The 15,762-nt window shown below is 36.7% G+C and carries 12 protein-coding genes and 2 pseudogenes; 12 read left to right on the forward strand and 2 right to left on the reverse strand.

From position 1 onward, the window contains the following. The 8 genes and pseudogenes from BLL41_RS22705 to xynB all read left to right on the forward strand — a co-directional run. Positions 1-165 (forward strand): annotated as a pseudogene (locus tag BLL41_RS22705) (SMI1/KNR4 family protein); the annotation flags it as partial. Between the two features lie 57 nt (positions 166-222). Further along, positions 223-1,026, forward strand: coding sequence for a DUF7225 domain-containing protein (locus BLL41_RS19000; RefSeq protein WP_071579070.1), 804 nt, complete (start codon positions 223-225; stop codon positions 1,024-1,026). Between the two features lie 200 nt (positions 1,027-1,226). Beyond that, on the forward strand, positions 1,227-1,739 hold the full coding sequence (locus tag BLL41_RS19005; protein WP_071579110.1) for a GNAT family N-acetyltransferase: 513 nt from the start codon (positions 1,227-1,229) through the stop codon (positions 1,737-1,739). 281 nt (positions 1,740-2,020) lie between these two features. Next, positions 2,021-2,662: a DUF3885 domain-containing protein gene (locus BLL41_RS19010; protein ID WP_071579071.1), complete on the forward strand. Its 642-nt coding sequence runs from the start codon at positions 2,021-2,023 to the stop codon at positions 2,660-2,662. 269 nt (positions 2,663-2,931) lie between these two features. Beyond that, complete coding sequence (locus BLL41_RS19015) at positions 2,932-3,096, forward strand: hypothetical protein (protein WP_003231681.1); 165 nt, start codon at positions 2,932-2,934, stop codon at positions 3,094-3,096. Positions 3,097-3,228: 132 nt separating this feature from the next. Then, positions 3,229-3,693 (forward strand): annotated as a pseudogene (locus BLL41_RS23155) (hypothetical protein); the annotation flags it as partial. 873 nt (positions 3,694-4,566) lie between these two features. Then, positions 4,567-5,958, forward strand: coding sequence for an MFS transporter (locus BLL41_RS19025; protein WP_071579073.1), 1,392 nt, complete (start codon positions 4,567-4,569; stop codon positions 5,956-5,958). Positions 5,959-5,979: 21 nt separating this feature from the next. Then, positions 5,980-7,581, forward strand: a complete 1,602-nt coding sequence (xynB, locus tag BLL41_RS19030; protein WP_071579074.1) for a xylan 1,4-beta-xylosidase — start codon at positions 5,980-5,982, stop codon at positions 7,579-7,581. Positions 7,582-7,689: 108 nt separating this feature from the next. Here the strand turns inward: xynB and xylR are convergent, their stop codons facing one another. Next, the gene (xylR, locus tag BLL41_RS19035) at positions 7,690-8,844 is read right to left on the reverse strand and encodes a transcriptional repressor XylR (protein WP_071579075.1); all 1,155 of its coding nucleotides are present in this window, start codon (positions 8,842-8,844) and stop codon (positions 7,690-7,692) included. Between the two features lie 252 nt (positions 8,845-9,096). Here xylR and xylA point away from each other — a divergent pair, with 252 nt between their 5' ends. The 3 genes from xylA to BLL41_RS19050 all read left to right on the forward strand — a co-directional run bounded on the left by xylA (position 9,097) and on the right by BLL41_RS19050 (position 13,074). Next, complete coding sequence (gene xylA / locus BLL41_RS19040; RefSeq protein WP_071579076.1) at positions 9,097-10,434, forward strand: xylose isomerase; 1,338 nt, start codon at positions 9,097-9,099, stop codon at positions 10,432-10,434. Positions 10,435-10,582: 148 nt separating this feature from the next. After that, positions 10,583-12,085, forward strand: coding sequence for a xylulokinase (gene xylB, locus BLL41_RS19045; RefSeq protein WP_071579077.1), 1,503 nt, complete (start codon positions 10,583-10,585; stop codon positions 12,083-12,085). Between the two features lie 293 nt (positions 12,086-12,378). Then, positions 12,379-13,074 carry a glycoside hydrolase family 11 protein gene (locus BLL41_RS19050; RefSeq protein ID WP_071579078.1) on the forward strand — a complete coding sequence of 232 codons (696 nt, stop codon included), beginning with the start codon at positions 12,379-12,381 and terminating at the stop codon, positions 13,072-13,074. Between the two features lie 213 nt (positions 13,075-13,287). On the opposite strand, the gene BLL41_RS19055 is transcribed toward BLL41_RS19050, so the two are convergent. Beyond that, positions 13,288-13,911: a thermonuclease family protein gene (locus BLL41_RS19055; protein WP_071579079.1), complete on the reverse strand. Its 624-nt coding sequence runs from the start codon at positions 13,909-13,911 to the stop codon at positions 13,288-13,290. A 422-nt stretch (positions 13,912-14,333) separates the two neighbouring features. Here BLL41_RS19055 and BLL41_RS19060 point away from each other — a divergent pair, with 422 nt between their 5' ends. Beyond that, complete coding sequence (locus tag BLL41_RS19060) at positions 14,334-15,749, forward strand: sugar porter family MFS transporter (RefSeq protein ID WP_071579080.1); 1,416 nt, start codon at positions 14,334-14,336, stop codon at positions 15,747-15,749. Positions 15,750-15,762: the final 13 nt, after the last annotated feature.

Here is a 15,762-nt window from a genome sequence, read left to right on the forward strand (position 1 = left end):
TTAGGTTATATGTTATATCTTGATTCAATTGATGATATTGAAGATGCGATTAACTTAGATTCTAATTTCGAAATATGGTTTGATATGCTAGTGTCTTCTAATGGAACGAAATATTGGGAAGTAAATCCGAATCTCCAAGAGTATTATAAACTGGTTTCAGAATAACGTTTAGGTTATGACTAATTTCAACAACCAAAGAAACTGCAATTTGAGGGAAGTGTAATGACAATTTACGAGCAAATTAAAGATGTTTTGAAAAATAAGATCAATGAGTTAGTTACACCTCAAGAAGTAAAGAAAACCCTTCAAGAAAAATACGGAACTAAACCGGATAGCATTATTTTATCAGATTATTGTTATAACCGGTATAATAAGGGGATTTCTTTTAATAAGCACCTCTTTGAATATGTGAATAGAAGTTCTTACAAATACTTAGGTGAAAGCTCTCTTTATACAGGGCTTATTTTCAGAAAATCAAAAGGGGAAGATAAGGAAGTTATCGTAGGCGAATGGGTAAACGGTGTTAAATCACTCCGAAAAGCTTCTATTACTAATAACCAAATAAATGATCAAGCTGAAATCATTAGTAAAGAACAACTTGAAAACCTTTATAATGAATATAACCAAATCTTGAGATATGAAATGAATGTATTGAACTGTAAGCCTACAGAATTGAGGCATTTAATTGGCCGAATCGGTGAATTCATTTGTGCAATCCAAACCAACGGCACTCTAGCACGCCAAACTAATCAGCATGGATTTGATGTTGTGAGTGGTGGCAGACGAATTAGTGTAAAAACAACAGCTCAATTAAATGGTTTTATTTCGATAAATAAAAATACATTTGATGATTTTGGTGATTTTTTTGTAGTTCAATACGTAAATGATGATTTTAAAGTTATTTTTTTTGGCTCAAAGGAAGAAGTTCAAAAAATAAGCAGAGTTTATGGAGGCCAATACGAAGTTGAAATTTCACACCTTGAAAAGCTTAATAAGGAATATCAATTTAAACAATTTTGTTGTTAACACAATATCCCCTACTTAATTGTAAGGGGATGTTTGTTGAATACTCACATATTTTATCTTCGCACTCCGCGTCCTCACTATCAGAAATCAGTTGATTTAAGTAAGAGGCAATATTGTTGAATAAGGATAGTTATTTAAAAGGTTATTGTTGTCTAAATATCGAAATAAAAGATCAAGTATTTATGAGGGGAGTTACTTTAATGCACATAACAACAAAAAGGTTATTGATACGTGAATTCGAATTCAAAGATTGGCAAGCTGTATATGAGTATACGTCAGATATTAATGTTATGAAGTATATACCAGAAGGGGTTTTTACTGAAGAAGACGCAAAAGCATTTGTAAATAAAAACAAAGGTGATGACGCTGAAAAATTTCCTGTCATACTAATAGATGAAGATTTTCTTATAGGTCATATTGTTTTTCATAAGTATTTTGGTGAACATACATATGAGATTGGGTGGGTGTTTAATCCGAATTATCAAAATAAAGGATATGCTTCTGAAGCAGCGCAGGCTATCTTGGATTATGGATTTAAAGAAATGAAATTACATAGGATTATAGCTACTTGTCAACCTGAGAATATTCCATCATACCGAGTTATGGAGAAGATTGGAATGAGAAGAGAAGGTTTTTTTAAAAAGTGTATTCCAAAAGGCAATGAATGGTGTGATGAATATTATTACACCATTTTAGAGGAAGAGTGGAATTGAACTTTACTGATCTAGCGTTAATCATTTTTATAACCGATCTTCTCACTTTTGCCTTAGTAAGAATTGATCTATGTTGAATTACTTAATATGTCATTGAACTCAGAGAATAAAGTGAACCTGTCACAGATGTTCATAATTTTTTAGGGGGTTCCCAAAAGACCATATTCCTATCGATCGCCCAGAGTGAAAATGGTATACTAAAGTTGCAATCATAGGAAGGAATTACAATTTTTCTAGGTCTACATAAAATCATCCGATTAACCGAAAGTGAGAATGTGTGAATGAATGTAATAGGGTATATGGAGGAAAGGTTTCAAAACCTCGAATTAATTCCTAGCATCTATAATCAATGGGGAACAGGAATCCATTTTTGTCTTGGGGAAAATATCTATCAACTCAAAGCAAATGAAGAATTGAATCTAAAGATGTTTCGGATTGTATATGAACAAATCTCAATCATTTTTAATGAATTATTTGAACAAAATGATGACATATTCCTTGTGACGAATATGTATAAGCACAAAAAGAAAGAGAAATGTATAAGAAAATTAAAGGTGTATCAACCGTTTCTAAAGTGTAAAAATCATTTGAATCAAATTCTGGTGAAGACTTATCCCTACCCTTTCGAAATCGATAAAGCTGAAGAATATGAGATGCAACAATTTTCCTTGTTATGCAAACCTCGAGACTTACGTGTAACTGAATTACTTAAAGCAGCCAGTAACGAGGATTTTCCATTAAAACCGAAATTCGGAGGTTACTCTATTGAGTACCCTGATGTTTTCTTTGTGAACATTACAAAAGACATTATTTTCTTTATCTATGATGACCGCGGATGTGAAGTCATAGCTCTTGATTTCAAACGAATACGTCACCTTTATGAAAAATATCACGACTGGGTAGAAGAGTATAAGTACATGTAATACTCTTTTTTAATAGAAACTGAATAAAATCTAAGTTTTATATGGCTCTAGTTCAGTTCGACAAGCCAGGGACAACAGCTAAAATGGTTTTACGCAATTAGGGAAGGATTCTAAAGGTCGGGCTGAGAAATGAATGATTCAATTGGTATAGAACTATCAAAAAACCATATGCTGATGATGAGGATCGAATTAAATTAAGTGTCAACAGAACGGGATGAAAAATTTCAGAATTGCTTGACTTTACTTTATGTTGAAAGGGGTCGAGTAAGATGGATAAAAAAAAGGATGAAATACAAAGAAAATATAGGGAGCAAATGAGGGAGAAGAAAGAACGAGAAAAAGAAGATGGCAGTTCACATACTTTTGAAATTGTTGTTGTGCTGGCCATTATCATATTGATGTTTTTCTTTAATTCAGTATTTAAGGCTTTTTAGATATTGTACAGATGACTTTCAGGATTTTTGAAAAAATAACCCTTTGAGATATTACCTCACGAAAGTATTGAAGGACTTATGGAGATTCAAGATGAATCTTAATCATTAATCACCAAATATCGGGGATGTAAAATGGAATTGTATAATGAATTATCAATATAGCTAAAACCTTTAATAAAGAGTTAGATATAATTCCATTATTATATGGCTCTATAGGTCTTGAAAAGGTAACAGGGTTGGACTTTTCCCAAAAAGATATTGATATCCTTATTCGTTTAATTTTTTAGAGGAAAAGTGGGAAAAACTAAAAAAAGTGATGGAACTACATGGATACAAAATGGTTAATTTACATGAGCATGAATTTAAGAAAACTAATACGAAAATAGGCATTGCTTACATTGAGGATTTAAAACCATTTGCAGATATAGACTATAATAACCTAGAGGTTTTTGAAGATGACGGAGCGAAATATCATTTGCAACGGTTGATGATTACCTCAAGGTTTATAAAAAGTCTTTATTAGATCGTTATAGAAGAAGGAAGAAGAATCATAAAGACCAAAGTAAAATTAACATATTGAATAAATTAATACAGAATTCATTTCTGTATTCTCTTTTGTTTCCAGTCTCGATTAAATTTTTAAGATTAAAATACGTTTGAAAGGATAAATCATAGTGTTTAACACAGTCTTTAATCCTCAGACAGTCAAATAGCCATTTCTGCTCCTGTTGAAAGCTTCTCTATTTTTGCTTCTTATTAATCTTTCCTGTATTGATATATGTATATAGTGTTGGACTTATAACATAAACTACCCTGGCCATTCCTTTTCTTTCAATTCATAACCAGGCTTGCCTTCAGCATAAATCTACTAACAGTCTCCATACATCCTGTGATCACCTTTATCAAACTCTAAAATGCAGCTTACCACTAACCAATTCCTTATTTCGTATAGATCATCTTTGTCATGTGGTTACACCAGAATCTGTTTTTGGACTGATCATCGTTAATTGATACATGACATTCGCAAATATTTGAGACACTGAATATAACGAAAGAGTCAAAAATCAATATTTAATTGATTCTGTTTAAACTTTCTGAAAAATATGTTGAAAAAGTCAAAGGGATTTTATAATATTAAGTCAAGTTAGTTTGTTTGATCAACAAACTAATGAGGTGAACTTTAATTGTCCATTGATAAGGCTCTTGTTAAGTACGGATGGAAGGGGGGTTTAGAGGCTCAATTATTTGGAGCTAAACAATATAAGAAACAAAAGAAAGAGGCTTTTATCCTTTTCCAGCATATAAAGTAAGACGAAAAAAGATGAGTTTACTGCTGTTGATCACCTTTTAGGTGATGAAAATGCTCTGTTTTGAAAGCGCTTTTATAAACACTTCCAGTCCATAAGTTTAAGGGAATTTTCATACCGTTTCACACTGTTCCATATTAAAGGATCGAAAAGGGGAGAAATCATGCTCAGTGAAAATGTAAAGAAGATTAGCATGGTTGAAAAAGTTGGATATGCGTCTGGAGATTTTGCATGTAATTTAATTTATGCAACAGTATCTACGTATCTTTTGTTCTTCTATACAGATGTATTTGGTTTATCGGCAGCAGCAGCCGGTACTATGTTTTTAGTGGTTAGAATAATCGACGCTCTCGCTGATCCTTTTATTGGAACAATAGTTGACAGAACGAACAGCAGATTTGGACGCTTTAGACCGTATCTCTTATTCGGAGCTTTTCCATTTGTCATACTGGCAATACTCTGTTTTACAACCCCAGACTTTTCGGATATGGGGAAATTAATATATGCCTATATGACCTATGTTGGCCTGTCGCTTACATACACTACGATAAACGTTCCATATGGAGCGTTAACTTCTGCAATGACTAGAAATAATCAAGAAGTGGTTAGTATAACATCAGTTCGTATGTTATTTGCGAATCTTGGAGGACTTGTCGTTGCATTTTTTGTTCCCTTACTGGCTGCTTATTTAAGCGATACTTCTGGCAACGAATCTCTTGGCTGGCAACTAACCATGGGTATTTTGGGAATGATAGGCGGGTGCCTTTTAATCTTTTGTTTTAAAAGCACAAAAGAGCGTGTCACTCTTCAAAAATCCGAAGAAAAAATTAAATTTACGGATATATTTGAGCAGTTTCGTGTTAATCGTCCACTTGTTGTATTAAGTATTTTCTTTATTATTATTTTTGGAGTGAATTCCATCAGTAATTCGGTTGGCATTTATTACGTAACGTATAACTTAGAAAGAGAGGATTTGGTGAAGTGGTACGGTTTGATAGGTAGTTTGCCCGCTTTGGTCATTTTACCGTTTATTCCAAAGCTTCATCAATTTTTGGGGAAGAAGAAATTACTAAACTATGCATTATTACTGAATATGATCGGCCTCTTAGCTTTACTGTTTGTTCCGCCAAGTAATGTATACCTCATACTTGTCTGTCGATTAATCGCTGCTGCTGGAAGTCTCACTGCCGGGGGATATATGTGGGCGCTTATTCCTGAAACAATAGAATATGGAGAGTACAGGACTGGGAAAAGAATGGGTGGGCTCATTTACGCTATCATCGGATTTTTCTTTAAGTTTGGTATGGCCTTAGGAGGAGTTGTTCCGGGTCTGGTTCTTGATAAGTTTGGGTATGTGGCAAATAAGGCACAAACCCCGGCGGCATTAACGGGGATTTTAATTACAACAACCATTATTCCCGTGTTCTTGCTGGCTCTGGCTTTAATTGATATTAATTTCTATAACTTAGATGAGAAAAAATATAAAAACATGGTTCGAGAATTAGAGAATAGAGACAAAGTTTATTTGGATCATATTGATGATTTCAAAGCTTAAATAACTGAGGAGGAGTCCCAAATGAAGATTACCAATCCAGTACTTAAAGGATTCAATCCCGATCCAAGTATTTGCAGGGTAGGAGAGGATTATTATATCGCTGTATCTACATTTGAGTGGTTTCCGGGAGTCCAGATACACCATTCAAAAGATTTAGTCAATTGGCGCTTAGTTGCACACCCTTTACAGAGAGTTTCACAATTAGACATGAAAGGAAATCCCAATTCAGGTGGGGTTTGGGCACCATGTTTAAGCTATAGTGATGGAAGGTTTTGGCTGATCTATACGGACGTTAAGGTAGTAGATGGCGCTTGGAAAGATTGTCACAATTATTTAGTTACTTGTGAAACGATTAATGGTGATTGGGGGGAGCCGATTACATTAAACAGCTCGGGGTTTGATGCTTCTTTGTTCCATGATACGGATGGAAAAAAATATTTATTAAATATGTTATGGGATCACCGTATTGATCGGCACTCATTTGGAGGAATTGTTATCCAGGAATATTCTGATAAGGAGCAAAAATTAATCGGTAAACCAAAAGTTATATTTAAAGGAACTGATAGAAAGCTAACAGAAGCTCCGCACCTTTATCATATCGGGAACTATTATTATTTACTAACTGCAGAAGGAGGAACACGGTTCGAACATGCTGCTACAATTGCCCGTTCTACAAATATTGAGGGACCATATGAAGTTCATCCCGATAATCCAATCTTAACGTCATGGCATGATCCAGGAAATCCATTGCAAAAATGCGGACATGCATCCATTGTTCAAACACATACAGGTGAGTGGTATTTAGCTCATTTAACGGGACGTCCGATTCATCCAGACGATGATTCAATTTTTCAGCAGAGAGGATATTGTCCTTTGGGCAGAGAAACAGCTATTCAAAAACTCTACTGGAAAGATGAATGGCCCTATGTAGCAGGTGGAAAAGAAGGAAGCTTGGAGGTGGAAGCGCCTTCTATACCCGAAACCGTGTTTGAAGCAACGTACCCCGAAGTTGATGAATTTGAGGATTCAACATTAAATATCAATTTTCAAACTTTAAGGATCCCGTTCACGAACGAATTAGGTTCATTGACTCAGGTGCCAAATCATTTACGATTATACGGTCATGAATCATTAACCTCGACATTTACTCAGGCATTTGTAGCCAGACGCTGGCAAAGCCTCCATTTTGAAGCGGAAACAGCTGTAGCGTTTTTCCCGGAAAATTTTCAACAAGCCGCTGGATTGGTAAACTACTACAATACAGAGAACTGGACGGCTCTTCAAATCACGCATGATGAAAAACTCGGCCGTATTCTTGAATTAACAATATGTGATAACTTTTCTTTTTCACAGCCATTACACAATAAAATTGTTATTCCTCGTGAAGTAAAGTATGTATATTTAAAAGTAAATATCGACAAGGAAAAATATTATTATTTCTATTCTTTTAACAAAGAACATTGGCACAAAATTGATATTGCATTGGAATCGAAAAAATTATCAGATGATTACATCCGTGGAGGAGGATTCTTCACAGGAGCCTTTGTAGGGATGCAATGTCAAGATACCAGTGGTCATCATATTCCGGCCGATTTTAAATATTTTCGTTATAAAGAAAAATAAAGTGTATATGAAAAAGGAGGCTCTATTTTAGAACTCCTTTTTATATTAGAATGTGCCCTATATATAACAAATAAAAAGCTCATCTTTAAAGATGAGCGTAGAGTGAAATTACATTGTAACCATATCCAGAAAATGATCAATCACAATGGAGGACATTCCTAATGCCGGTGCATTTTTTCCTAAGGAAGATGGTAATAATTCATAGCTATTGCCTAATTGGGAATAAACCCTGGACGATACTTCGCTTCTAATTGAATTGAAAACCAAAGGATGTGATTCAATTATGCTGTTTCTTAAAATGATGGCTTGTGGATTGAATGTATTTAGAATATTGGTAAGGCCTATTCCTAAATAGAATCCGAAATTCTGTAATGCATTTAAGGTGCTGATATCATTCAGGTGGGCGAGCTCTATGATATCTTGGTAGGACACTTTTTTCTCTTTCGTCTGAAGAGATGTTAATAAAGCCTTCTCTGAAGCATACAATTCCCAGCAACCTCGGTTTCCGCAACTGCATTTAGGACCATTAAAGTCAATTGTCATATGTCCCATTTCTCCAGAGAAACCGCTTACCCCTCTATATAAATGGTTGTTGATAATAATACCGATCCCTATCCCTGTACTGATACTTGCATAAATAATGTTATCGTGATTTTTTGCAGCACCAAACACTTTTTCTCCATATGCGCCAGCATTTGCCTCATTTTCAATAAAAACAGGCACATTGAACTTCTCATGTATAGAAAATTTTAAGTCGATATCTCTCCAGTTGGAGTTCGGAGTGAAAACAATTTTTTGATTTTTATCAATGAGTCCAGGGACACATATGCCTATACCAATAAGACCGTAAGGAGATTGGGGCATATGCGTAATAAAATGATGAATCATATCAATTAAAATGCCTTTAGCGATTTCTGGAGAATTCGATTCTAAATGGTGGTGTTGATCAAGAACGATCGTCCCTTCAAGGTCTGTTAAAATGCCATTGATATAATCCACACCAACATCTATTCCTACGGAGTATCCTGCCTTTTTATTAAAAACAAGCATGACAGGCCTTCTTCCGCCACTTGATTGCCCTTGACCTATTTCAAATACAAGATTTTCTTTCATTAGTGTGTTTACCTGTGATGAAACAGTTGATTTATTTAAGCCAGTCATTTCAGATAATTTTGCTCTTGAAATAGGTGAATTTTTAAGTATTTCTTTTAATAATAATTTTTGATTTACTTTTTTAACAAAGGTTTGATCTGCGATATCCACTTCATCCACTCCATTTGTATAACCTTTAAATTAAGTATGAACATAGTACATAGCGAATCTTCCCTTTATTATATCTAATGTGTTCATAAAAAACTAAAAAAAATATTGAAAATACTGATGAGGTTATATAAGATGAAAATAAGTTAGTTTGTTCAGGCAACAAACTAATGTGCAACTTACTTACAATATGAAATAAAATGCAGCTGTATTTGAAGAATCATGTTTTGAATTTATTTTTAAGGGGGATATCACATGGCTCAATCTCATTCTAGTTCAACCAACTATTTTGGAAGCGCAAACAAAGTGGTTTACGAAGGGAAAGATTCGACTAATCCTTTAGCATTTAAATATTATAATCCTCAAGAAGTAATCGGCGGAAAAACGATGAAAGAGCATTTGCGATTTTCTATTGCTTATTGGCATACATTTACTGCTGATGGCACAGACGTTTTTGGAGCAGCTACAATGCAAAGACCATGGGATCACTATAAAGGCATGGATCTAGCGAAGGTGAGAGTAGAAGCAGCATTTGAAATGTTTGAAAAACTAGATGCACCATATTTTGCTTTTCATGACCGGGACATTGCACCAGAAGGAAGTACGCTAAAAGAGACTAACCAAAATTTAGATGTGATCGTGAGCATGATTAAAGATTACATGAGAAATAGCAACGTTAAGTTATTATGGAATACTGCAAACATGTTTACAAATCCCCGTTTCGTCCATGGCGCTGCGACTTCTTGCAATGCAGATGTGTTTGCGTATGCTGCAGCACAAGTGAAAAAAGGGTTAGAAACAGCAAAAGAGCTTGGCGCCGAGAACTATGTATTTTGGGGCGGCCGTGAAGGATATGAAACATTGTTAAATACCGATTTAAAATTTGAGCTTGATAATTTGGCAAGATTTTTGCATATGGCAGTGGATTACGCGAAGGAAATCGGGTACACAGGGCAGTTTTTGATTGAGCCAAAACCAAAAGAGCCGACCACCCATCAATACGATACAGATGCAGCGACAACCATTGCCTTTTTGAAGCAATATGGCTTAGACAATTATTTTAAATTAAATCTCGAAGCCAATCATGCCACACTAGCCGGGCATACATTCGAACATGAATTACGCATGGCAAGAGTGCATGGTCTGCTTGGCTCTGTTGACGCAAACCAGGGACACCCACTGTTAGGCTGGGACACGGATGAATTTCCGACAGATTTATATTCTGCGACTTTAGCAATGTACGAAATTCTGCAAAATGGCGGCCTTGGAAGCGGCGGATTAAACTTTGACGCGAAGGTCAGAAGATCTTCTTTTGAGCCTGATGATCTAATATATGCCCATATTGCAGGGATGGATGCATTTGCAAGAGGGTTGAAAGTCGCCCATAAATTAATCGAAGACCGTGTGTTTGAAGATGTGATTCAACACCGTTACCGCAGCTTTACTGAAGGGATTGGTCTTGAGATTATAGAAGGAAGAGCTACTTTCAATACACTTGAGCAATATGCGCTAAATAATAAATCAATTAAAAACGAATCTGGAAGACAGGAGAGATTAAAAGCGATATTGAACCAATACATTTTAGAAGTATAACGGGATAAGCTCCAGATCCTGCGATACAAAGTCACCGAACTACCCGTCATAATTCCTTTACTCTTTCTGATTGTTATGACGGGTAATTTCTATAATTGGGATTTATTTAGAGTGAATGGTTTTTTAAAAGGGTAAGGAGAGTGAAAAAATGAAGTATGTCATTGGAATAGATCTTGGGACGAGTGCTGTTAAAACCATTTTAGTCAATCAAAACGGCAAGGTTTGTGCAGAAACTTCCAAACGTTATCCGCTCATCCAAGAGAAGACGGGATATAGTGAGCAAAATCCTGAAGACTGGGTGCAGCAAACAATTGAAGCATTGGCTGAATTGGTTTCTATATCCCATGTTCAAGTCAAGGATATTGACGGGATAAGCTATTCAGGTCAAATGCATGGGTTAGTGCTGCTTGACCAAAATCATCAGGTGTTGCGTCATGCAATTCTTTGGAATGATACCAGAACGACGCCTCAATGTATCAGGATTACCGAGAAATTTGGCGATCATCTGCTGGACATCACAAAAAACCGCGTTCTAGAAGGGTTTACATTACCTAAAATGTTATGGGTGAAAGAAAATGAACCCGAACTTTTCAAAAAAACAGCTGTTTTTTTGCTTCCAAAAGACTATGTGAGATTCCGTATGACTGGTGCTATTCACACTGAATACTCCGATGCAGCAGGGACTTTACTTTTACATATTGCCCGCAAGGAGTGGAGCGATGATATTTGCAATCAATTTGGTATTTCTGCAGATATTTGTCCTCCGCTTGTTGAATCTCATGATTGTGTAGGATCGCTGCTTCCGAACGTCGCGGCGGAGACAGGACTATTGGAAAAAACAAAAGTGTACGCTGGGGGAGCAGATAATGCTTGCGGTGCTATTGGAGCGGATATTCTTTCTTCCGGCAAAACATTATGCAGTATTGGGACGTCAGGGGTCATACTTTCCCACGAAGAAGACAATGAAAGAGACTTTAAAGGGAAAGTGCACTTTTTTAATCATGGAAAAAAAGATTCTTTTTATACGATGGGAGTCACGCTCGCTGCAGGATACAGCTTGGACTGGTTTAAAAAAACGTTTGCACCAAACGAATCGTTTGAGCAATTATTGCAGGGGGTGGAATCTATTCCGATAGGAGCCAATGGGCTGCTATACACTCCTTATTTGGTTGGTGAAAGAACGCCGCATGCTGATTCTTCTATTCGGGGAAGCTTGATCGGAATGGATGGAGCCCACAAAAGAGAGCACTTTTTGAGGGCGATAATGGAAGGTATCACGTTCTCTTTACATGAATCAATTGAGCTATTCCGCGAAGCGGGAAAATCAGTTAATACTGTCGTTTCTATTGGTGGGGGAGCTAAAAATGAAACGTGGATGCAAATGCAAGCTGATATTTTCAATGCGAGAGTGATTAAGTTAGAAAATGAACAAGGCCCAGCCATGGGGGCTGCTATGCTGGCTGCCTTTGGAAGTGGGTGGTTTGAATCCCTTGAAGAATGTGCAAAGCAGTTCATTCGTAAGGCTGCTACATTTTATCCGAGGGAACAAAATGTGCAAAAATATAAAACACTATTTGATTTGTATAAGAACATTTACACTCGCACAAAGGATCTCAATACAGCTTTGAAGAGCTTTCGAAAAAACGAATGATAAGGGACAAAAGAACAATTAAAACGACGAATCACCATCAAAGGCGCTTGTTGATATTACAAGTGCATGATGGAAAATTGGTTTTATAAATCTGTTAACAAAATTGAAAGCGGTATCAAAAAGTGATTTCATGCAATTCTATTTTCAAAAAACAAAAGGCTATTACATTATAAACTAAGCTTTTTAGGGGGATAGAGAGAATAATAATCTGACTACCATGGCAGCCTCTTTTGAAAGGTGGTGAGCACAACGGTAAGACCAAATACACTCTCATCAAACAGGAGGGATACCAAATGAAAAAAAGAATGAAGTTTTTGGTAGCAGTTTTATTTAGTCTGACACTGACATTACCTGCATGGTCCGCACAGGCGGCAACTACAATCACCTCAAATCAAACCGGCTCCCAAGATGGCTATGATTATGAATTGTGGAAGGATTATGGGAACACTAGTATGACGCTAAATAGCGGTGGCGCGTTTAGTGCCCAGTGGAGTAACATCGGGAATGCTTTATTCCGAAAAGGCAAGAAATTCGATACAACCAAGACTCACTCACAACTTGGAAATATATCATTTCATTACAACGCAACCTTCAATCCGGGAGGAAATTCATATCTGTGTGTTTATGGATGGACAATAGATCCGCTCGTAGAATATTACATCGTCGATAATTGGGGCACCTATAGACCGACAGGAACGCCTAAGGGTACATTTACGGTTGATGGAGGGACATATGACATTTATGAGACCACTAGAATCAACCAACCTTCCATTATAGGTATCGCAACCTTTAAACAGTATTGGAGTGTCCGGCAGACAAAACGAACAAGCGGAACCGTATCTGTCAGCGAACACTTCAAAAAGTGGGAAAGCTTAGGAATGCCAATGGGTAAGATGTATGAAACCGCACTTACTGTAGAGGGATATCAAAGTAATGGCAGTGCTAATGTAACTACTAATGTATTGACTGTTGGTGGGAAAAGTCAATAATACTTCCTCTTGATTTACGATGAATATTGGTAGTATGTTCATACACAAAAAACCCCCTCACATTAACGTGAAAGGGTTTTTTTATTATCTACACTTTTTATATTATTCAAAAAGATTCAGGTTAAAAAAGCAAGATCAACTCTATCTATTAGGAGTTGCGAAATCAGATATCTCGTGTGTTATACAGCAGAAAATTTCACAGGCATTGTTTTTCTATTTCACACAGCCATTAAAACCTCTATTGGTCACGTATCCATTCTTGCTCCAGATGGAAAGTTTTTCTGATTTTGCCTCTTGCTCATCTAGTCTGAATTGGTCTATGTATTTGGTGTTTGGCTCATATACATATGCTACTCTGGCCAATCCTTCTTTCAACAATGTGTCCTGAACAGATTTGCCGTCAACATAAACGTAAGCTAACAGTCTTCCATACTTATCTCTGCGATCGCCTTTATCAAATTCCAGCTGGAGTTTACCGCTGTTGACCAATTCTTCATTTCGTTTTGACGCATCCTCACCGTATGGTTGAACACAAGAATGAGGTTTCTTCGTTTCAGGTGTATCAACGAGCAAGTAGCGAACTGTGTCTTCCTTTCCGTTGTAAATAACCTTAATCGTATCCCCATCAACTGTTCTATCTAATGTAACATCCACCAATTTTTTATGATTTTTTGAATGAGGCGTGCCAGCCTTTTGTTCTGGCTGTTTATATTCATTAGAGTGAGTATGCTCAGTCTCACTAGAACCAGAATGGTTTGTTGCTGTGCGATTTGATCCGCAAGCTCCCAATGTAATACTTAAAACGGCTGCGATCATACTGACCAAAATCTTCTTCATATTCATTCCCTCTTTATCATTTTCTCTTTTCGCGCTTAAACATCAACATTATAACGATATGGACATTTTTTGTGAATGGAAAATACCTATAACTGCAAGGGAACTTCTTACACTGAAATTGCCAATGGTTAACTGTTCAATAAGGTGACCAAAATATTACCATTACAGAAGGAAGACAAACAATTCCGAAAAATGATATTGACGGAAAATGCTTTTGGAATTATGATAATATCAGAAGTGACAATGATATGACAAAAACATTACTACAACATAACAATTAATGGCTTATGTTTATGTTATTGGTTAAAAATGTAAACGATTACAAACGCAGACGCAGAAATCTAAGATCGAGATGACATTAATTTTGTATCAATATCCACACTGAAAGAGCTTATTAAGTATTCTTAATAAAGGCAGGGGAAATGGATATGAATGAACATCGAAATCGAAGGTTGAAATTCATAATGATCTCAGCAACTTTTGGAGGACTTCTCTTTGGATATGACACCGGAGTTATAAATGGAGCTTTGCCTTTTATGGCAAGACCAGATCAGCTTCATTTAACACCGGTTACAGAAGGGCTTGTTACGAGTATTCTTTTATTAGGTGCTGCGTTTGGAGCGTTGTTATGCGGAAGATTAGCTGATCGATATGGCCGCCGTAAAATGATCCTTAATCTCTCTTTTTTATTTTTCCTGACATCACTTGGAACAGCGTTCGCACCCAGTGTTTTCATCATGGCGGTCTTTCGTTTTTTATTGGGGCTGGCTGTTGGGGGAGCTTCAGCGATGGTACCGGCCTTTTTAGCAGAAATGGCACCGCATGAGAAGAGAGGACGTATGGTAACCCAAAATGAGCTAATGATTGTTGGCGGGCAATTTTTAGCATATGTTTTTAATGCAATCCTTGGTGTAACAATGGCAAATACGGGGCATGTTTGGAGATACATGCTAGTCATTTGTGCCGTTCCGGCTATCATGTTATTTGCCAGTATGCTTAAGGTACCAGAAAGCCCGAGATGGCTAATCTCCAAAGGTAAAAAAAGTGAGGCGCTGCGTGTTCTTAAACAAATTCGTGAAGATAAACGTGCAGAAGCTGAATATAGGGAGATTCAAGAAGCGGTAGAAAAAGATACAGAGCTCGAGAAGGCATCACTCAAGGACTTTTCTACCCCATGGCTGCGCCGTCTTTTGCTGATTGGAATCGGTGTAGCCATCGTGAATCAAATTACAGGTGTGAACTCGATTATGTATTATGGCACACAAATCCTTAAAGAATCTGGTTTTGGTACAAAGGCGGCTTTAATCGCTAATATTGGGAATGGGCTGATATCAGTTATTGCAGTTATATTTGGGATTTGGCTGGTCGGAAAAGTAAGGAGGCGGCCAATATTGTTGATTGGTTTGGCGGGGACGACTACAGCGCTCCTATTGATTGCGATTTTCTCAATTGTACTTGAGGGATCGATGGCACTCCCCTATGTAGTGCTTTCTTTGACCGTTTTATTTCTTGCCTTTATGCAAGGGTGTGTAGGACCTGTGACTTGGCTGGTCATAGCGGAAATATTCCCTCAAAGATTGAGAGGGCTTGGTTCTGGGATAAGTGTTTTTTTTCTCTGGATATTAAACTTTGTGATTGGTTTTGCTTTCCCGGTATTGCTTAGCTCTGTAGGTTTGTCTTTTACATTCTTTATATTCGTGGCTTTAGGTGTATTGGCAATCGGTTTTGTGTACAAATTCATGCCGGAAACAAAGGGGCGTACACTTGAAGAACTAGAAGAGCATTTTCGTTTTCCACATGATCATAATACTCCTGAACAATCAGTTATTGAGGTATAGATATGTTCAAAAT

Origin of the sequence: Bacillus sp. FMQ74 (assembly GCF_001875785.1) — a bacterium.
GTDB lineage: Bacteria > Bacillota > Bacilli > Bacillales > Bacillaceae > Bacillus > Bacillus stercoris.